Origin of the sequence: Roseibium sp. (assembly GCF_965233565.1) — a bacterium.
Classification (GTDB): Bacteria; Pseudomonadota; Alphaproteobacteria; order Rhizobiales; family Stappiaceae; genus Roseibium.
In genome coordinates this window covers 496,158-514,632 of record NZ_OZ247494.1, presented here as the reverse complement: position 1 = coordinate 514,632, position 18,475 = coordinate 496,158, and the positions used below count along the sequence as shown (strand labels likewise).

General features: G+C 58.6%; 17 protein-coding genes and 1 riboswitch. Of the genes, 11 read left to right on the top strand and 6 right to left on the bottom strand.

All coding sequences use genetic code 11. The annotated features are described in order from the left end of the window. Window positions 1–23: 23 nt before the first annotated feature. The 3 genes from ACO6TG_RS02355 to ACO6TG_RS02345 form a co-directional block, all read right to left on the bottom strand. The gene (locus tag ACO6TG_RS02355) at window positions 24–974 is read right to left on the bottom strand and encodes an alpha-E domain-containing protein (RefSeq protein ID WP_422376706.1); all 951 of its coding nucleotides are present in this window, start codon (window positions 972–974) and stop codon (window positions 24–26) included. A gap of 7 nt (window positions 975–981) precedes the next feature. Next, window positions 982–2,406, bottom strand: a complete 1,425-nt coding sequence (locus ACO6TG_RS02350) for a circularly permuted type 2 ATP-grasp protein (RefSeq protein ID WP_422376705.1) — start codon at window positions 2,404–2,406, stop codon at window positions 982–984. Between the two features lie 288 nt (window positions 2,407–2,694). Beyond that, entirely contained in the window at window positions 2,695–3,645 is a 951-nt protein-coding gene (locus tag ACO6TG_RS02345) for a hypothetical protein (protein WP_422376704.1), read from the bottom strand. A gap of 348 nt (window positions 3,646–3,993) precedes the next feature. Here ACO6TG_RS02345 and ACO6TG_RS02340 point away from each other — a divergent pair, with 348 nt between their 5' ends. Then, complete coding sequence (locus ACO6TG_RS02340) at window positions 3,994–5,526, top strand: acyl-CoA carboxylase subunit beta (RefSeq protein WP_422376703.1); 1,533 nt, start codon at window positions 3,994–3,996, stop codon at window positions 5,524–5,526. Window positions 5,527–5,580: 54 nt separating this feature from the next. On the opposite strand, the gene ACO6TG_RS02335 is transcribed toward ACO6TG_RS02340, so the two are convergent. From ACO6TG_RS02335 to ACO6TG_RS02325, 3 genes are all read right to left on the bottom strand, one after another. Then, window positions 5,581–5,895, bottom strand: a complete 315-nt coding sequence (locus tag ACO6TG_RS02335) for a hypothetical protein (RefSeq protein ID WP_422376702.1) — start codon at window positions 5,893–5,895, stop codon at window positions 5,581–5,583. A 174-nt stretch (window positions 5,896–6,069) separates the two neighbouring features. Then, complete coding sequence (locus ACO6TG_RS02330) at window positions 6,070–6,537, bottom strand: hypothetical protein (RefSeq protein ID WP_422376701.1); 468 nt, start codon at window positions 6,535–6,537, stop codon at window positions 6,070–6,072. 110 nt (window positions 6,538–6,647) lie between these two features. After that, window positions 6,648–7,124 carry a hypothetical protein gene (locus ACO6TG_RS02325; protein ID WP_422376700.1) on the bottom strand — a complete coding sequence of 159 codons (477 nt, stop codon included), beginning with the start codon at window positions 7,122–7,124 and terminating at the stop codon, window positions 6,648–6,650. A gap of 235 nt (window positions 7,125–7,359) precedes the next feature. Here ACO6TG_RS02325 and ACO6TG_RS02320 point away from each other — a divergent pair, with 235 nt between their 5' ends. The 10 genes from ACO6TG_RS02320 (at window position 7,360) to ACO6TG_RS02275 (ending at window position 18,295) form a co-directional block, all read left to right on the top strand. Next, window positions 7,360–9,372 carry an acetyl-CoA carboxylase biotin carboxylase subunit gene (locus tag ACO6TG_RS02320; RefSeq protein ID WP_422376699.1) on the top strand — a complete coding sequence of 671 codons (2,013 nt, stop codon included), beginning with the start codon at window positions 7,360–7,362 and terminating at the stop codon, window positions 9,370–9,372. Between the two features lie 92 nt (window positions 9,373–9,464). Further along, complete coding sequence (locus tag ACO6TG_RS02315; protein ID WP_422376698.1) at window positions 9,465–10,115, top strand: HAD family hydrolase; 651 nt, start codon at window positions 9,465–9,467, stop codon at window positions 10,113–10,115. A 355-nt stretch (window positions 10,116–10,470) separates the two neighbouring features. After that, the gene (locus ACO6TG_RS02310) at window positions 10,471–11,295 is read left to right on the top strand and encodes an RNA ligase family protein (protein WP_422376697.1); all 825 of its coding nucleotides are present in this window, start codon (window positions 10,471–10,473) and stop codon (window positions 11,293–11,295) included. Continuing rightward, a complete protein-coding gene (locus tag ACO6TG_RS02305; RefSeq protein WP_422376696.1) occupies window positions 11,276–12,439 on the top strand; it encodes an AAA family ATPase in 1,164 nt (387 codons plus the stop codon). Before ACO6TG_RS02310 ends, ACO6TG_RS02305 begins: the two co-directional genes overlap by 20 nt. Before the next feature lie 146 nt (window positions 12,440–12,585). After that, a riboswitch (FMN riboswitch) is annotated at window positions 12,586–12,761 on the top strand. Window positions 12,762–12,845: 84 nt separating this feature from the next. Further along, window positions 12,846–13,745 carry a DMT family transporter gene (locus tag ACO6TG_RS02300; RefSeq protein WP_422376695.1) on the top strand — a complete coding sequence of 300 codons (900 nt, stop codon included), beginning with the start codon at window positions 12,846–12,848 and terminating at the stop codon, window positions 13,743–13,745. A gap of 131 nt (window positions 13,746–13,876) precedes the next feature. Beyond that, a complete protein-coding gene (locus ACO6TG_RS02295; protein WP_422376694.1) occupies window positions 13,877–14,155 on the top strand; it encodes an acylphosphatase in 279 nt (92 codons plus the stop codon). Between the two features lie 136 nt (window positions 14,156–14,291). Next, entirely contained in the window at window positions 14,292–15,089 is a 798-nt protein-coding gene (locus ACO6TG_RS02290) for a hypothetical protein (RefSeq protein ID WP_422376693.1), read from the top strand. A 247-nt stretch (window positions 15,090–15,336) separates the two neighbouring features. Beyond that, complete coding sequence (locus ACO6TG_RS02285; RefSeq protein ID WP_422376692.1) at window positions 15,337–16,557, top strand: NAD-dependent epimerase/dehydratase family protein; 1,221 nt, start codon at window positions 15,337–15,339, stop codon at window positions 16,555–16,557. A gap of 9 nt (window positions 16,558–16,566) precedes the next feature. Then, the gene (locus ACO6TG_RS02280; protein ID WP_422376691.1) at window positions 16,567–17,433 is read left to right on the top strand and encodes a glycosyltransferase; all 867 of its coding nucleotides are present in this window, start codon (window positions 16,567–16,569) and stop codon (window positions 17,431–17,433) included. Between the two features lies 1 nt (window position 17,434). Beyond that, complete coding sequence (locus ACO6TG_RS02275) at window positions 17,435–18,295, top strand: NAD-dependent epimerase/dehydratase family protein (RefSeq protein WP_422376690.1); 861 nt, start codon at window positions 17,435–17,437, stop codon at window positions 18,293–18,295. Window positions 18,296–18,475: the final 180 nt, after the last annotated feature.

The window sequence follows — 18,475 nt, the reverse complement described above, 5'->3', positions numbered from 1 at the left end:
AGGCACCGGGTCGGGTTGAAAGGTCAGGCAAAATTATAGTCTTCGGAGAGCTGTCTTGCGAAGGCGTTGTTCTTTCCAATGAAGTCGTTCAGGAAGTCATGCAGACCCATTTGATAGATTTCACGCATCTGCTTTTCAGAGAGTTCGCGGGAGAGATCGGCTGCGAGATCGAGACTGGGTTCTCTTGAGCCGTAGAACTGGGCAAGGTCTTCGGCCGTCTCGGCGATCCAGTCGTAACAATGGGCAAGGGACCGGGGCATCTCTGTTCGCAGGATCAGGAACTCGGCGATGTTGTGAGCCTTGAGCCTGGAGTTCGGATAAGCGAAGCGATAGCTGCGACGGCCACCGAGCGCGCGCAGGATCGCAGACCAGTGGTAGCGCTCCATTGCACCGTCATCCACGATGTCATTATCGGGTAGCAGCGCCCAGTACTGGGTGTCGAGGATCCGCGCCGTGTTGTCGGCCCGCTCCACGAAATTGCCCAGCTGGCTGAAGAAATAGCCGTCATCGCGCAAAATCGTGTTCAGCAAGGCACCGCGGAACAGATGGGCCCGCTGGTTCACCCAGGCCAGGAAATCCGGCAGCTTGTCCTGGGTGATCGATTGCGGGTTGGCTTCGGCAAATTCGATCCAGGTGGTGTTGATGGCTTCCCAGAGTTCAGCCGTGATCCCGGTGCGAACGGCGCGCGCATTGTTGCGCGCCAGTTCCAGGCAGGAGCGGATGCTGGTCGGATTGTCCTTGGAAAAAATCATGTAGGACATGACATGACGAAGCTGCAATTCGTCGTATTTTTCCCTGTAGCCGGCTTCTGATCCGGTGTTTGCGAGCGCGAAGGTCCAATGGGTGCCGTGTTCCTGTCCGGAGTGGGACATGATGGCGCCGCGATAGGCGACTTCCAAAAGGCGCGTGATGTTCTGGGCGCGCTCGTGATAGCGGGACATCCAGAACAGTGACGAGGCGGTTCTTCCGAGCATCTGTCTTTCAGTCCTCCAGAACCCAGGTGTCTTTGGTGCCGCCGCCCTGACTGGAGTTGACGACGAGAGAGCCTTTCTTGAGGGCAACGCGTGTGAGGCCGCCTGGCGTGATGCGCACCTGGTCACCAATCAAAACGAACGGACGCAAATCGACATGGCGGGGAGCCACCCCCGAATTGACGTGCGTCGGACAGGCCGACAGAGCCAAAGTCGGCTGCGCAATATAGTTGGACGGATTGGCCTCAAGCACCTTGCGGAACTCCGCAATCTCCCGCTTGGAGGCCGTCGGGCCGATCAGCATGCCGTAGCCACCGGAGCCGTGAACTTCCTTGACAACAATGTCCTGAAGATTGTCGAGCACATAGGCCAGATCATCCGCTCGCGAACAGTTCCAGGTCGGAACATTGTTCAGAATCGGTTTCTGGCCGGTGTAGAACTCGATGATGTCCGGGACATAGGCATAGATGGCCTTGTCGTCGGCAATGCCGGTGCCCGGTGCGTTGCAGATGGTGACATTGCCGGCACGGTAGGCATCGAACAGGCCGGGGACACCGAGCATGCTGTCCGGATTGAAGGTGAGTGGATCGAGGAACGCGTCGTCGATGCGCCGATAGATGACATCGACCTGCTTCGGTTCCCGCGTCGTGCGCATGTAGACATGCCCGGCATCCACGAAGAGGTCGCGGCCCTCCACCAGTTCCACGCCCATGGAATCGGCCAGGAACGCATGTTCGAAATAGGCGGAGTTGTAAATTCCGGGCGTCAGCACAACGATGGTCTGGCTGGATTTGGCCGGATCCGGGGCAACGCTCTCAAGGGTCTGCAGGAGGTTCTCCGGATATTGTTCGACCGGGGCGACGTGATGGGTCTGGAACAGTTCCGGAAACAGCCGCATCATCGTTTCGCGGTTTTCCATCATGTAGGAGACGCCGGAAGGCGTGCGGGTATTGTCTTCCAGAACGTAGAACTCGTTCTCGGAGACCCGCACCAGATCTGTTCCGATGATGTGCGAATAGACTTTGCGGGCTGGGGTGAAACCAGCCATTTCCGGCAGGAAAGCTTCGTTCTGCAGGACAAGGTCAGCAGGGATTCTGCCGGCGCGCAGGATTTCCTGGCGGTGGTAGATGTCATGAAGGAAGGCATTGAGCGCGCGCACCCGCTGGTCAATGCCTGCCGACAGGCGGCGCCATTCGGACGCGGAAATGATGCGCGGGATCGGATCGAATGGGATCAGCCGTTCGGTGGCCTCGTCGGCGCCATAGACTGCAAAGGTGATGCCGAGGCGTCGAAATATCGTTTCAGCGTCTTTGCTTTTGCGGGAAAGAAAATTGGAGGGTTTGTCTTCCAGCCACCTGGCAAGCCTGGAGTAGCACTGGCGTGGCCCCCCGGTCTCGTCGAGCATTTCGTTAAAAAACGTGCGGTCGTTCGACATTGCCTCCCCTTTGTCACTGCTACCTTCTTGAGCAATCATGACAAAATTCTGAAGGGTGTCAAAGTGCAATGTCGCGGCGTTGCTGCCTAGAATTTAGGCGGACACAAAAACTTGCGGCAAACCAAAAGCTTTCCCGGGCAAACAGGCCCATTAAGGTGAACGGCTTTGCAAGTTGCACGGCATACGGGCAGCGGCCGGCTGACGGACAGCGGCCTTTGCTGTTCAGTTTGTCGGCAGTCCGGCAACGGGTGAGACTTGTGGAGGCCGCGCCGCCCGATGCCGGATGACCTAGGTCATCTTTGTACGACCGGTCGAGATGACTGTCACATCGCCATATTTGCGACCGGTCCAGACATGCAAACCGGCACCGACACCCAGCATGGGGATTGTGTAGAGGCCCTTTTTCACGAACCCCTTGTTCTTGGTGATTTCGATCGCCGCATGGCTCAGTTCCTCGTATTTTTCCATCGTCGAGACGATCTTGCCGATCCCCTTCAGGCCCTTCAGCACATCGCCAAGCTTGCCGCCGATCGCCAGATCGAGATCCCAGTCCGACCACTCGCCCTTCTTGTTGAACTCCTGCGGTGACTTCACGCCATGGGCCACGATGACGATGGCGCCAACGCTGCCGCCGAGGCCACCGCCGATTTTCCAGCCATCGGCCATCAGGTCGACATAGTCGACAAAGCCGCCATCATCCGCACTGGCGCGGTAAAGGCGCCCATTCCAGTTGTAACGTCCGACCGCAACCAGATCTCCCGAGTGGCTTTCGCCAATACCGACCCACATGGTGGAGGCTTTCTTCGGCTTCGGTTTCATCTTTTTCGGGGTCTTGATGACCTTGGGATTGGGCGGTGTTGGAATGGAATGCACGTAGATCATGACCGCCCGAAACTGGCCGTCCTCGACACCGTCCTCCTGACCCATTTCTTCTGCCAGCGATTCTCCGAGACCGTCGACCAGCTCAAACGGAAAACTTTTCTGCAAGGCCTCTTCAAGGAAGAGCTGGACCGCGACGGCCCGTTTCTTGGACAATGCCTTGTTGAAGGCGGCCTTGCCGCTTCTGCTGGACAGGCCGACCACGCTGATACTGCCATTGCCGCGCAGGAGCGGAACGACGTGCCGCCGGAGCCAGGCCTTGTGCTCTTCCTTGAGGTTTGACTGGCTGATGTCGAAAAACTGGAGACGGGCGAGTGTGACGGGGCCTTCACTGTGTTCAACAACGAACTTTTCGGACATGATTTACTCCGATTGAAAAAAACGGTATCCGGGCTTGGCGCGGCGTGTTCGAAAGTCCGGGTCAGAACGTCCGAAACGCACCGGTTACCGCGCAGAAATCGATAGGTATCGTAACGCCGTAACGCTACGTTAGTAAGCGGGTGAGGCAAAGCCTATCTGGCCCACATCCGGAGGAATTCGTCAGGAGTGTGATAAAGACCACTGGCAGCGTCTTCAGACCGGGTTCCAGAGGAGGGTACGCGGGATCGTCCGCGGGGGCTGGAGGTTTTCCCATAAGCCCATGTGCTGACTAGGCTTCCGGGGTCGGATCATGATACGCCGTCACCAAGTGAGATTTGGGAGGTCCCGATGAAAGAAGTTCTGGCCGAATTGGAACAGCGCCGGGAAACGGCCCGGCTGGGCGGTGGGCAGCGCCGTATCGATGCGCAGCATGGCAAGGGCAAGCTGACGGCGCGCGAGCGGATCGAAGTGTTGCTGGATGAGGGCTCTTTCGAAGAGTTCGACATGTTCAAGCAGCATCGCTGCACCGATTTTGGCATGGAAGATCAGCACATTCCGGGCGATGGTGTTGTCACCGGCTGGGGTACGGTCAATGGCCGCACCATCTATGTCTTCTCAAAGGACTTCACTGTCTTTGGCGGTTCTTTGTCGGAAACGCATGCGGAAAAGATCACCAAGCTACAGGACATGGCGTTGCAGAACCGCGCGCCGATCATTGGCCTGTTCGATGCCGGCGGTGCCCGCATCCAGGAAGGGGTTGCGGCACTCGGCGGTTATGGTGAGGTGTTTCAGCGCAATGTGCTGGCCTCCGGTGTCATTCCGCAGATCTCGCTGATCATGGGACCCTGTGCCGGCGGCGACGTCTATTCGCCCGCCATGACCGATTTCATCTTCATGGTGCGCGACACGTCCTACATGTTCGTGACGGGCCCGGATGTCGTGAAGACGGTCACCAACGAAACCGTCACGGCGGAAGAACTGGGTGGTGCCTCCATTCACACCACCAAATCGTCCATCGCCGATGGCGCCTTTGACAATGATGTCGAGGCGCTCCAGGAAATGCGCCGGCTGATCGACTTCCTGCCGATGAACAATCAGGCCGATCTGCCTGAGCTGACGAACTATGACGATCCCGACCGGATCGACACCAGCCTGGACACGCTTATCCCGGACAATCCGAACAAGCCCTACGACATGAAGGAACTTGTTCTGAAGACCGTCGACGAAGGTGATTTCTACGAGATCCAGGGCAGCTTTGCCGGCAATATCCTGACCGGTTTTGGCCGTATCGAGGGGCGTACGGTCGGCATTGTCGCCAACCAGCCGATGGTGCTCGCAGGGGTTCTGGATTCAGACGCCAGCCGCAAGGCGGCGCGGTTCGTTCGCTTCTGTGACTGTTTCGGAATTCCGATCGTGACCTTTGTCGATGTTCCCGGATTTCTACCCGGGACGGCGCAGGAATATGGCGGCCTGATCAAACATGGTGCCAAGCTGCTCTTTGCCTATGCGGAGGCAACCGTTCCGAAAATCACCGTGATCACCCGCAAGGCCTATGGCGGCGCCTATGACGTGATGAGCTCCAAGCATATCCGCGGCGACATCAACTACGCCTGGCCGAGTGCGGAGATTGCCGTCATGGGCGCGAAGGGCGCCGTAGAAATCCTGTATCGGTCGGAACTGGGCGATCCGGACAAGATCGCTCAGCGCACCAAGGATTACGAAGACCGGTTCGCCAATCCCTTTGTCGCCGCCGAGCGTGGTTACATCGACGATGTCATCCGGCCACATTCGACCCGCAGGCGGGTCGCCAAGGCACTGGCACTGCTGCGCTCGAAACAGGCGGAAACGCCCTGGAAAAAGCACGACAACATTCCGCTTTGAGCAGCGGTTTGATGTTTTAAAAAGAGCGCGGGCCGGTTTTCCGGCCCGTTCTCGTCAGTTCCAGCGATTGAAGCCGCCGCGCGGGAACAGGGGCTCCTTGCATTCATAGGCAACCGGGCATTTGCGGGCATCCCGGGTCTGGCCATACTGCGTGAAGAGAACCTGGTTCCGGTCGCAATAGCTCAGGTTGGAGACGAACATCGAATAGGTGTGCTGACCTGTGGTGAACACAACAGCGCCGTGCTGAAGAACCATCTGCTGAGCCTGTGCGCAGGTCATCTGCCGCAAGTCCGGCCGCGCTTCGGCAGCGGATGTGATGGCAAGGCCCGCGAACAGTACGGCCGCCGAACACGTCAAAAATTTCCGCATGTCTACCTCCTGACAGGGGGGCGTTGCATTCAAAGTGCTCAGGCAATGATCATGCCCGCATTCGCCGGAATGATCATACCCCGCGCAAGCACTAGAGCGCCAGTATGCCGCGGTCAGGCTGGTGGAAGTGTGACCGGCAACACCAAAATGCCGGTCAGGCAGGAGGATCTGCTTTTATTGACTGTTTCGCGCGACCTGGCTGGCGCACACCGAATGCGGCATGGCCTCGCGAACTCCTCGCAAGGAAAAGCCAGCGTAACGCCTGTCTTCCAGCTGCACCTTGAACCGGAACGAGGTTCTGAGGCGATGCCAGAAATAGGTCAGATTGTCTGCACAGGCAGGGCAATCGTTGCGGATATATCCGTCGGAGCCGGCCCTGAACTTGACGAGCTTGTGGTCGAGTTCGATCCTCACAAGCGTGTCGGGAGTAGGGGGCTTTCCCTTGATATCGACGCTGATCAGGACGCCGCGCGGATTATGGTTGGGTGGGCACCAGATGGTGAAACGTGCACCGGTCGTGTTGACGGTCCAATAGCGGTCATACCCATGGGCCCTGTCACTGTGCCATCTGCCAAACTCCGCGGCATGCGAAGCTGGCACGGTGATCAGAAATGCAATCAGGAAGAGAAAGGTTTTCAGCATTTGTCCTACCAATACCGTCCTTGGCACAATTGCTGATGGTGTCTAAAGTTTTCGTAAAATTTTAAGCAAAATTGCGGCCTCCAGCGCGAAAGCCGGCGTCCGGCATGCCTTTAACTATTCGGGTTTTTCTTCTGCCAATCGGTCGGACAGACGGGGCCGGGAAGGATCTCTTTCGCGCCCTTCAGCGAGAAGCCCGCATAGCGATTGTCATGAAACTTGACAGCCATCGTGTGAGCAGCTCTCAACCTGTGCCAGACATAGCCGAAACTGTCGGAACATGTGGCACAACCACTTTCAATATAGCCCTGATTGTTGACAGGCAATTCGAGGATCTCCTGGTCCATGATCAGCTTGATCCGCGTGTTGGGCGTCGGCGTTTGACCGTCGACTTCGATATGAAGCAACGTGCCGTTGACCTTGCGTTCCGGATGACACCAGACCACGAAATTGTCGCCGACATTATTGGTGGTCCAATACCGCGTAAAGCCATTGATTTCGCCACTGTTCCACTTGCCAATGCTGGCGGCGGACGCAGTACCTGACAACAACAGTCCAACGAGAATGGCGCCTTGAAGGCGTTTCATCATTCAGTGCTTCCTCTTTTCCTCCGTAATTTCTGCAATAGGAGTGTTAATATTCAGATAAACGGGATTTGCCGTTGGTCGAATTGATGAAGTCTTCTGGTCACCTTTGCGTCAGGAGCAGATAAATTTCGGCAAACTCGAACCTGCTCCGCAAAAACACGCCTCGCCCTTTGGATAAGTTGCGTGCCTCTTTGGCGGGCCTTACAAAAAGCAAAACGATCCAGTCGGGTGGAAATCCATGTTCTCGAAAATACTTGTCGCCAACCGGGGTGAAATTGCTTGCCGGGTAATAAAGACCGCCCGCCGCATGGGCATCAAGACCGTTGCGGTCTATTCCGATGCTGACCGGGATGCCCTTCATGTGGAGATGGCGGACGAGGCAGTTCACATCGGACCGGCAGCCGCCGCAGAATCCTATCTGATCGCGGACAAGATCATTGCCGCCTGCAAGCAAACTGGCGCAGAGGCTGTGCATCCGGGATATGGCTTCTTGTCGGAGCGGGCCAGCTTTCCCGAAGCGCTGAAGAAGGAAGGCATTGTCTGGATCGGTCCGAACCCGCGTGCCATCGAGGCCATGGGCGACAAGATCGAATCCAAGAAATTTGCCAATGAGGCAAAGGTCAGCACCGTTCCTGGTTATCTCGGGGTAATCGAAAGCCCGGATCAGGCCGTGGAGATCGCCGAGGACATCGGTTATCCGGTAATGATCAAGGCTTCGGCCGGCGGTGGCGGCAAGGGCATGCGCATCGCCTGGAACGCCGATGAAGTGCGCGACGGATATACGCGCTCCAAATCGGAAGCCGCGTCTTCCTTCGGCGATGACCGTGTGTTTATCGAGAAATTCATCGAGAACCCGCGCCATATCGAAATCCAGGTGCTCGGCGACAAACACGGCAATGCCATCTATCTGGGGGAACGCGAATGTTCGATCCAGCGGCGCAACCAGAAGGTCATCGAGGAAGCGCCGTCGCCGCTTCTGGACGAGGAAACGCGCCGCCTGATGGGCGAACAGGCCGTCGCGCTGGCCAAGGCCGTTGATTACGACAGCGCCGGCACCGTGGAATTCGTTGCCGGACAGGACAAGAGCTTCTTCTTCCTGGAGATGAACACCCGCCTGCAGGTGGAGCATCCGGTGACGGAGCTGATCACGGGTGTCGATCTGGTCGAACAAATGATACGTGTGGCCGCCGGGGAAGCCCTTGAGCTGAAGCAGGAGGACGTCAAGCTGAATGGCTGGTCTGTGGAAAGCCGCATCTATGCGGAGGACCCTTACCGGAACTTCCTGCCGTCGATCGGACGGCTCGTGCGCTATCAGCCGCCGGAGGAGATGACCTCCGACGGCATCACGGTCCGCAATGACACGGGCGTGGTCGAAGGGTCGGAGATCTCCATGTTCTACGATCCCATGATCGCCAAGCTGATCACGCATGCGCCCAGCCGTGAGGAAGCCATTGATGCGATGAGCCAGGCGCTGGACGCGTTTTACGTCGATGGCATTCAGCACAATGTACCGTTCCTGACGGCCCTGATGAACCATCCGCGCTGGCGCTCCGGGGAACTCGCAACCAGTTTCATTGCCGATGAATATCCGGACGGTTTTGCCCCGGCGGTTCCGGACGCGGAGGCTCATGCGGTGCTGGCTGCTGTCTCCCTGTCCATGGGCGCGTTGCAACGGGAACGGCTCGACCATCTTCCAGGACGCCTGCGGCCGCATTCCGGCGCAATCCGGGAAGACTGGGTGGTCAAGCTCGACAAGACCTACGTGCCGATCCGACAGGCGGCCGGTTATCCGGGCACGCCCGTGGAAATCGACGTCGCGATTGGCGATGGCCCGGTGATGAACGTGGAATCCGACTGGTCCCCGGGTGATCCGATGTGGTCCGGTCAGGTCGGTGGCCGTGATGTCACGGTTCAGGTCCGTCCGGTCAGGGGCGGGTATCGTCTCGACTGGCAGGGCTATTCCGTTGTGGCCAGCGTGCTGACACCGCGGGTTGCCGAACTCGACCAGCTGATGCCGGAGAAACTGCCGCCGGACACGTCCAAGATGCTGCTTTGCCCGATGCCGGGACTGGTGGTGTCGATCGCGGTCGCCGAAGGGCAGGAAGTCAAGGCGGGCGAACAGCTTGCCGTTGTCGAGGCCATGAAGATGGAGAACGTCTTGCGGGCTGAGCGCGATTGCACCGTTTCTGCAATCAAGGCAGAGCCCGGCGACAGCCTGGCAGTGGATGCCGTGATTATGGAATTTGCCTGAGGGCGCTGATTGACAGCAAGTCGAATCCGGCGATAGTGCAGCGGCCTGCAGTTGATTGCAGGCCGTTTTCTTTTGCAGGTTAGGGCGCGCGCATGACGGTTTCTGCGGTTTTGTTTGATCTCGACGGAACCCTGACAGACCCGTTCGACGGCATTACGCGCTCAATCCAGCATGCCCTGGAGAAAATGTCGGCCAAGGCGGTCGCCGCGGCCGATCTGCGCTGGTGCATCGGGCCGCCGCTCTGGGACAGTTTCCGGGTGCTGCTAGAGACCGATGACAAGGCCCGGCTGGATGAAGCTGTTGCGCACTACCGGGAGCGCTACACCGTCACCGGTCTCTATGAGAATTCCCTGATCGAAGGCATTCCGGACGTGCTTGCCGAACTGTCTTCGGCTGGCATCAAGCTTCATGTCTGCACTTCCAAGCCCCACGCCTATGCCGGCAAGATTGTCGAGCATTTCGGCCTGATGCCGCATTTCGGCAAGGTTTATGGGTCCGAGCTGGACGGGACCCGCTCCGCCAAGACAGACCTGATTGCGCATGTCCTTTCCGAGGAAGGGCTTGCGGCGGAGGAAACCGTGATGATCGGCGACCGCAAGCACGACCTCATCGGGGCCAATGCCAATGGCGTGAAGGGTGTCGGTGTGCTGTGGGGTTATGGCAGCCGGGAAGAGCTGGCCGCCGAGAAGCCGGTGTTAATTGCCGAAAAACCCGCCGAATTGGGGTCTTTGCTCGAGGCCTGACAAGCGGCGGACAATCCCTGGACCCGTCAGATCCTGGGTGCCATCAAAAGGGCTCAAAGACAGGGGGCGTGTTGTCTGCCGGCAACAGCGTCTGCCAATGTCTTTAGGCTGAGGCAAGCGGCGTTGCCCTTGTCGCCGATTGGCGTATAGTTCCGCCATTGTCACTCGAACGCCCGATGGCCGGTTCTATGTAATCCGTATTTGCACATTGTCCTTGTTCAATCGGCCCCGTTTTCCGGGGCTTTTCGATGTGCATTTCCGTGACCCCATTTCCGATTGCCGACTGTATGCGGTTTGAAAGACCGTGAAAGCAGTGCTGCGTCCGTCCGGGGCACGGGCCAATTCGAGCAACACCATGGAACTGATAAAATATCCGCGCACGCGCCATCTGGAAGGATCGCGCTTGCAACAAGGGGACCTGTCCGACGATCAGCCGATATCCGGTCTGGCCGGAAGGAACCTTGTCATTGAAGAGAAAATCGATGGGGCCAACTGTGCCGTGTCTTTCGGCGAGGAGGGGCAACTGCAACTGCAAAGCCGTGGCCACTTTCTTGTGGGCGGGCACCGGGAGCGCCATTTCGACCTGCTGAAAACCTGGGCGTCTGCGCATGCTCACAGGTTTCGGGAGGCGCTTGGCATGCGCTATGTCATGTATGGCGAATGGCTTTATGCCAAACACACGGTGTTTTACGACCGGCTGCCGCATTTCTTCCTCGAATTCGACCTTCTCGACCGGGAGACGGGTCGTTTTCTGAGCACGGCTGCCCGTCGGGACATCCTGTTCGGTCTGCCGGTCATGCCCGTTCCCGTAGTTTTTGAGGGGGAAGTTGGTTCGGTCGAACAGGTCGAGGGCCTCGTGAAACCCTCCCTCTACAAGTCGCCGGACTGGCGAGAGGCACTCCGGGACGCCGCGCTGGCCTCCGGCAATCGCCTTGAAATGGTCGACCGGCAGACGGAGGATTCCGATCTGGCGGAGGGACTTTATGTCAAACAGGAGGAGGGTGAGACGGTAACCGGGCGGTTCAAATTCGTGCGCGCTGGTTTCATCCAGGCGATCACGGAAGCTGACGGGCACTGGCAGTCGCGTCCAATCCTGCCCAACCGTCTGGCGGAGGGGATCGATATCTTCGCGCCCGAGCTTGCCGTGAAAGGAGCCTATGATGATCCGGATGCCATCTGATCAGGTGACCTTTGAAGCGCTGGAGCAGCTGGTCCCGGTTGCGCCAGATTGGAGAGTCGCCTGGGACCGTATCTGGCCGCTCTGGCCGGAACTGTCACTCCTCGACAACTGCCAGCAGGATCCGGTCCACCATGCGGAAGGCGATGTCGGCCGGCACACCCGCATGGTGGTGGACGCGCTTGTGTCGCTGCCGGACTGGCGACAGCTGGACCCGGGGAACAGATCCTGTCTGTTCTGGGCAGCGGTCTTGCATGATGTCGGCAAGCCGGCGACAACGCGGGCGGAGGATGACGGGCGCATCACCTCCCGTGGGCATTCCAGGGTTGGTGCAAGCATCGCGAGGCGACTTCTGTGGCATGCGGGTGCGCCCTTTGTCTGGCGAGAACAGCTTTGCGGCCTGATTGTCACGCATCAGCTTCCCTTCTGGCTGATTGAGCGGGGCAACCCGGAGCGTCTTGCCATCGAGACCTCCTGGAAGTGCCGGCCGGATCTCCTGTGTCTTCATGCCGAAGCTGACGCGATGGGGCGGATCTGTGCCGACCAGGACGGCATTCTGGTGAATGTCGGACTGGCACGGCAGGTCTTTGAAGACGCCGGTTGCGGGACAGAGCCATTCGCCTTTGCCAATGACGAGAGCAGGGTTGCCTTTTTCGAACGGCCGGACCGGGATCCGCGTTACGTGGCGTTTGAAGACTTTCGTTGCCGTGTGACCGTGATGTCAGGTCTTCCGGGGGCGGGCAAGGACACCTGGATTGCGCGGAACCGCCCGGAACTGCCTGTCGTCAGTCTCGATGCGGTGCGCGAAGAACTTGGAGAGCCGGCAACGGGGAACCAGGGCAGGGTGATCCAGGCTGCCTATGAGGCGGCACGTCAACACCTGCGCAAGGGGCAGGACTTTGTCTGGAACGCGACCAACATATCCGCCCAGCTCCGGGGCAGGCCGCTGAGATTGCTGCGTGACTATGGCGCCCGGGTCGAAATCGTCTATCTGGAGCCGTCACAAGCTGCCTTGCATGCCCAGAACAGGAGCAGGGACGCAGTCGTGCCGGAGGCAGTCATCGATGATCTGGTGCGGAAGCTCGAACCACCGGGTCGCTGGGAGGCACACAAGGTCACCCATGTCGTGGAAGGGTGTACACTTTAACAAGAACGCAGAGCCGGGCACTGTCCGGCTCTGCCACGATCCGGGGACAAGCAATTGCCTGATCCGGGACCTGTTTCAGTATCACTGAATTTTTTTGGCCGTGTCCATTGCATGGTGTCTCTTTCAGGCGTAAGGATCGCCTTGAGAACAGTTCTCGGGGCGGGGTGAGAGTCCCCACCGGCGGTATCAGGGAGACCTGGAGCCCGCGAGCGCCTTGCTGATTGTTTCAGCAAGGGTCAGCAGATCCGGTGAGAAGCCGGAGCCGACGGTTATGGCAACGTTTTGCGGCGATGTCTGAAAGTCCGGATGAGAGAGAACTTGGTCGTGGTCCCGTTTCGGGGCCCGGTCACGTGTCTTTTTGAGGCTGTTCAGGACGACAACCGAACGGACCAGAAAGGACACCGTCATGAAAGACGGATCCCGGACATCACTTTTTGCTGCGCTTGCCATGATCGGGGCAGGGGCCTCCTTTGCGCTGGTCAATGGCGCCCTGCAGGCCTCGACCATGCAGCTCGGCGTGCCGTCGACCTCGGCAGCCTTCTGGCAATATGCGCTGGGATTGCTGGTGGGATTGCCCTTTGTCTTGCGGCGCGGCCTGTCGGCACTCCGGACAAAACAGCTTGGCTGGCATCTGTCCCGCGGTGCCCTGGCCGTCATCGGCATTCAGCTCTGGGTGGCCGGTCTGGCGCGGGTGGAAATCTGGCAGGCGATCGCCCTTGTGATGACCTCGCCGTTTTTCGTGATTGTCGGAGCCAAACTGTTTTTCAGTGAACGGGTCGGGCTGGTGCGCTGGCTGGCCACCATTGCCGGTTTTGGTGGTGGCATGGTGATTCTCGAACCGTGGACAGAGGCATTCAGCTGGGCGGCTCTGCTCCCGGTCGGCGCGGCGGCCTTCTGGGCCGGTACCTCTCTGGTGACAAAGAAACTGACTGCAACCGAACGGGCCGATTCCATCACCATCTATCTTCTGCTTCTGCTGACGCCGGTGAACGCGCTGCTGGCGCTGGGCGATGGTGGAATTGTTCCGTCCGGTCAGGCGATGTGGCTGCTCGTCGGCGCAGGCGTGCTTACGGTTCTTGCCAATTATCTGCTGACGCTGGCCTATCAGAAGGCCGATGCAACCTTCGTCCAGCCATTCGATCATCTGAAACTGCCGCTCAACATCGCGGTCGGCTTTTTTGCCTTCGGGTTTGCCCCTTCCGGGGCCTTCTGGCCGGGCGCCCTCGTGATTGTCGGAGCATCTCTCGTCGTGATGCTGGACGAGCAAAAGCGATCGGCCCGGGACAATACGCTCGCGAAGGCGTAGCCGGTATCTGAGAGGCTGTGGCAAGTTTGCGATTTGTCGAGGCGTGATTGAAAATCGCAAAGCTCGCAGCCCCTAGCAAGCAGTGGCGAAGCGCTCTAGGGTTAACCCCAGTCGACGCGGAGGAGCGCTTCATGACGGCAGATCCATTGACAATGCATGTTCTGATCGAAGGCCGGGTGCAGGGCGTCGGCTATCGGGCCTGGTGTGCCGGAGAGGCCGAAGCGCGGTCTTTGTCGGGATGGGTACGCAACCTGCCAAACGGGACGGTGGAAGCCGTCTTTTCAGGGCCTTCGGACGTCGTCGTCGATATGCTGGATGCTCTTTGGCAAGGTCCGCCGTTTGCGCGTGTCAAAACTGTCTCCAACTTGGAGGCGGTGGAGGCCGTCCCGGAAAGCTTTGAGGTGCGGTGAGGCTGTCAACCGCGCTTCGATTTCTTTGTCGCAGTTTAAAGTGGCTTTCTGTCTCCGGACAACCTTTGTTCCCTTGCGTAATTATACCCGGCTCGTGAGTGTGTTTGGACAGGACAACGCACAGGGGCACACGTTCATGTGGACCAAATACGCACTCCTAATCGTAGGTTTTTTGCTGTGGCCCATTATGGCGTTGGCGGATGCAAAGACATATGAAGTCGACTTGGTGAACAAGACCGACGAGATCTATGTATTTGTGAATCATTTGCCTTTTCGGGCAACCGGTGAGAGCGGCCGTCAGTATGACCTGTTGATGGATGAACTTTTCGCAAAAAGCAGCTTTAGAGTCTCGCGTGTGGTTGCGCCGCTTTCACGTGCGGGAACCCTGTTCAAGGCTCGGAAGAAATCTTGCCTGTTTCCGACAGGCTCGAGCCGGCTGGACAATCCAGAGACCGCTCACCACTATGTCGGGTCAAAAGCTGTCGATTACTTTTCACTCAGGCTTTACGCTCCGAGGCAAAGTACCGAAGAATTCTATTTTCTGGAAAGCCTCCGGAACCGTAATATCGGATACATTGCCGGTTCTGGTGCCATAAGAACGTTGGGAGACGTCGCGGCGGGGTGGACGCCGGTGGAAAGCGAAAGCCAACTTGTCGCCATGATCAAACTCGGAAGGCTTGATGGCTTTGTGGGCCATTATCCTGATACGCAGATTGCAATCGAAAAGCTCGACGCTGCTCATCTTGTAAACGTGAAGCCTCTGCTCTACGGCAAGGCCCCGGAAACGGCGATCTTCTTGTGTCATGCGAATGAGGTCGGGGCAAAGTTCATTGCAGAAATGAATGAACTTCTGGATGGTCTCAGGCGGCAAGGTCGCCTGAAAGAGATCCTCGGTCAGTTTGCGATATTAGCCACACCCAATCCGCATCTCTGAGCCTGAAGCACCAGTCGTGGTTCTCCGGCAAAGCGCTCTGCCGCCTTGCTGACTACGATTGGCGTCAGAAAGGATGCAGGACGGTCGCATGACAATTGAGGGAATGGTGTGTGTAGCGTATATCAATTTCATCAAAGCAGGTTGAGTTGTCACGGAAATATAGCAATGATCTGGTCTTTCAGGTGAAACAATCGGTGTGTCCGGTTGGCTCACTTCAAGCTGTTGTGACAATCCAGGGAGAATTTCAGTGAAGATTGCGATACTTGGCGGTGATGGTTTTGTCGGCTGGCCCACATCCCTGCATCTGTCGGACCAGGGGCACGAGGTTCATATCATCGACAATCTCAGCCGTCGCTGGATCGACGCCGAACTTGGCGTGCAGTCTCTCACGCCGATGGATTCGATTCAGGAACGCACGCGGATCTGGAAACAGGAAACCGGCAACACGATCCATTTCCACCTGATTGACATCGCCGCCGACTATCAGGTGTTCAAGGCCTGGCTTGCCGACAACCGGCCGGACGCAATCATCCATTTCGCCGAACAGCGCGCCGCGCCCTATTCGATGAAATCGGATCAGCACAAGAACTACACGGTCAACAACAACGTCAACGCCACGCATCACCTGCTGAACGCCATGGTCGAACTCGATCTGGATTCGCATCTGGTTCACCTCGGCACGATGGGCGTCTACGGCTACTCCAGTGTCGGTGCTGCCATTCCGGAAGGCTATCTCAGCGTGGATGTCGAAACGCTGGATGGTGACAAGGCGGCCCAGGAGATCCTCTATCCGGCCAATCCCGGCTCGATCTACCACATGACCAAGTGCCTGGATCAGCTTCTGTTCCAGTTCTATGCCAAGAATGACGGTCTCAGGATCACCGATCTGCACCAGGGAATCGTCTGGGGCACTCATACCGAGCAGACCCTGCGCCACAAGCAGCTGATCAATCGGTTCGACTATGACGGCGATTATGGCACCGTTCTGAATCGCTTCCTGATCCAGGCGGCCATCGGTTACCCGCTGACGGTGCACGGAACGGGTGGCCAGACACGGGCCTTCATTCACATTCAGGATTCGGTGCGCTGCGTCGAGCTGGCCCTCAAAAACCCGCCGCAGAAAGGCGACCGGGTCAAGGTCTTCAACCAGATGACGGAAACCCACCGGGTGCGCGATCTGGCGGAGCTGATTTCCAGGTTGACCGGCGCCAAGGTTGCCTACCTGCCGAACCCGCGCAAGGAAGCGGCCGAAAACGATCTGGTCGTTGAAAACAAGCAGTTCCTGGAACTCGGTCTCAACCCGATCACGCTGGAAGACGGACTTCTGACGGAAGTTGTCGACGTGGCGAAGAACTTCTCCTACCGCGTCGATCGCAGCCGCGTTCCGGCGGTTTCGGCCTGGACCAAAGACATTGCAGAAGAGATCGAGCACGATCCGGAACATCCGCGTCTGAAATCGGTCTCCTGAGGTCTGGCGATGCAGGATGCTCCGGAATTCGATAGAGGACCGGCCAGCCGGACCGCCTATGTGACACTGGTGACCAACCGGGACTATGTGCTCGGGGCGTCCGCGCTATTGCGTTCGCTGCGGCGGACCGACACGGAGGCAGATCTTGTGGTGCTGTTCACGCCGGCGGTCGCAGAAGACGACCTGTCGGTTCTGACAGCCTTTGCCCCGCGGCTCGGCCGTTGCGAACGCCTGCCGACTTCAGAAGCTTTCAACGAGCGTCACGAGCGCGGCCGGCTGCACAAGGCGGCCCCGTTCACGAAAGGTGGCAAGCCGGTGTTTCATACACCGCTCGACAACTTCGTGAAGCTGCGCCTCTGGCAGCTGAAGGACTACGAGCGTGTTGTTTTCATCGACGCCGACGCATTGGTGCTCCGGAACTGCGACAAGCTGTTCGGCTATCCGGAATTCTGCGCCGCACCCAATGTCTATGAAAGCCTGACGGATTTTCACCGCCTGAACAGTGGTGTTTTCACGGCGAAGCCGGATGAAGACACCTTTGCCACCATGCTGGAACGACTCGATCGGCCGGAAGCGTTCTGGCGGCGCACCGACCAGACGTTTCTGGAGCATTTTTTCCCCGACTGGCACGGGCTGCCGGTCTTTTACAACATGCTGCAATATGTCTGGTTCAACCTTCCGGACCTCTGGGACTGGCGGCAGGTTCACATTCTGCACTACCAGTATGAAAAACCCTGGCAGACCAGTCACGACAAGGCCGAACGCCTGCGGCCCCTGATCGATCTCTGGCAGGCCTATGCGACCGGTGACGGCATTCCGGACGTGATTTCGGATCTGCCCGGACCGCTGGACGGACCGGCGCGGAAAGCATCCTGACATGCATGTCCTGCTGACGGGGGCGAGCGGAACGGTCGGGCGGTTCATTCTTGATCGGCTGATCGGGGATGGCCACAGCGTCACATGTCTTGGACGTCAGCCGATTGACGGATTTTCGGCCGGATTTTGCCGGTACGATCTTGCAGATCCTCAGCCGGAGCTGCCGCAAGCCGACGCATTGGTCCATTGCGCCTTGCTGCATGAACCCGGGCGGTTTCGGGGCGGTGAGGGGGACGATCCAGAGGCATTCACCCGGGTGAATGTCGGAGGCACGGAAGCCCTGTTTGACGCGGCAATACGCGCCGGCTGCCGGCATGCCGTGTTTCTCTCAAGCCGGGCGGTCTATGGTGATCACCGGCGCGGCGACCTGCTTTCAGAAACCGATCAGCCGCGCCCGGATTCGCTTTATGGTGAGGTCAAGCTGGCCGGTGAACAGGCACTTGAAACGCGGAGTGACGCGCATTTCGGTGGCAGCGTTCTGAGAGCGACCGGCATCTACGGACTGCCACCCGGGCTCAGTTCACACAAATGGTCTTCCATGTTCGAGGCCTTTGCGCATGGTGAAGAGATTGCGCCGCGCCGGGCAACGGAAGTTCATGGCGCGGACCTGGCAGCCGCCGTGTCCCTGCTGCTGGGACGAAACGGCCAGTCGCCCTTCGATGTCTTCAACGTATCGGATCTGTTGCTCGACCGGCGGGAGCTGCTCGGGCTTTATGCTGAAGCCTCCAAAGTGTCCGGCAAGTTGCCGGATGAGGCCAACACGGTGCCGGGTGTCATGGCTACGGACAAGCTGCGCGCGCTTGGATGGACACCGGGCGGCAAACACGGTTTGCAGGCGTTCTTGCGGGACGTCGTGAAATAGCCGGACAGGGATCATCGACCTGATCTTTTACCCCGGCGCCTCTGGGGCACGAGACGCCCAAATGGTAAGGTCTTTCCTGCCGGGTTTGATCGATATACACGCGACTGCCGCACGATAGCTCGAGGCAGGCGGGAGGCAAAAAATGAAGGGCGGACCAGCAGGTCCGCCCCTTTCGTCTGT

Coding starts and splice junctions, on each gene's coding strand:
- ACO6TG_RS02355 (WP_422376706.1), bottom strand. CDS start 974: ATGCTCGGAAGAACCGCCTCGTCACTGTTCTGGATGTCCCGCTATCAC.
- ACO6TG_RS02350 (WP_422376705.1), bottom strand. CDS start 2,406: ATGTCGAACGACCGCACGTTTTTTAACGAAATGCTCGACGAGACCGGG.
- ACO6TG_RS02345 (WP_422376704.1), bottom strand. CDS start 3,645: ATGTCCGAAAAGTTCGTTGTTGAACACAGTGAAGGCCCCGTCACACTC.
- ACO6TG_RS02340 (WP_422376703.1), top strand. CDS start 3,994: ATGAAAGAAGTTCTGGCCGAATTGGAACAGCGCCGGGAAACGGCCCGG.
- ACO6TG_RS02335 (WP_422376702.1), bottom strand. CDS start 5,895: ATGCGGAAATTTTTGACGTGTTCGGCGGCCGTACTGTTCGCGGGCCTT.
- ACO6TG_RS02330 (WP_422376701.1), bottom strand. CDS start 6,537: ATGCTGAAAACCTTTCTCTTCCTGATTGCATTTCTGATCACCGTGCCA.
- ACO6TG_RS02325 (WP_422376700.1), bottom strand. CDS start 7,124: ATGATGAAACGCCTTCAAGGCGCCATTCTCGTTGGACTGTTGTTGTCA.
- ACO6TG_RS02320 (WP_422376699.1), top strand. CDS start 7,360: ATGTTCTCGAAAATACTTGTCGCCAACCGGGGTGAAATTGCTTGCCGG.
- ACO6TG_RS02315 (WP_422376698.1), top strand. CDS start 9,465: ATGACGGTTTCTGCGGTTTTGTTTGATCTCGACGGAACCCTGACAGAC.
- ACO6TG_RS02310 (WP_422376697.1), top strand. CDS start 10,471: ATGGAACTGATAAAATATCCGCGCACGCGCCATCTGGAAGGATCGCGC.
- ACO6TG_RS02305 (WP_422376696.1), top strand. CDS start 11,276: ATGATCCGGATGCCATCTGATCAGGTGACCTTTGAAGCGCTGGAGCAG.
- ACO6TG_RS02300 (WP_422376695.1), top strand. CDS start 12,846: ATGAAAGACGGATCCCGGACATCACTTTTTGCTGCGCTTGCCATGATC.
- ACO6TG_RS02295 (WP_422376694.1), top strand. CDS start 13,877: ATGACGGCAGATCCATTGACAATGCATGTTCTGATCGAAGGCCGGGTG.
- ACO6TG_RS02290 (WP_422376693.1), top strand. CDS start 14,292: ATGTGGACCAAATACGCACTCCTAATCGTAGGTTTTTTGCTGTGGCCC.
- ACO6TG_RS02280 (WP_422376691.1), top strand. CDS start 16,567: ATGCAGGATGCTCCGGAATTCGATAGAGGACCGGCCAGCCGGACCGCC.
- ACO6TG_RS02275 (WP_422376690.1), top strand. CDS start 17,435: ATGCATGTCCTGCTGACGGGGGCGAGCGGAACGGTCGGGCGGTTCATT.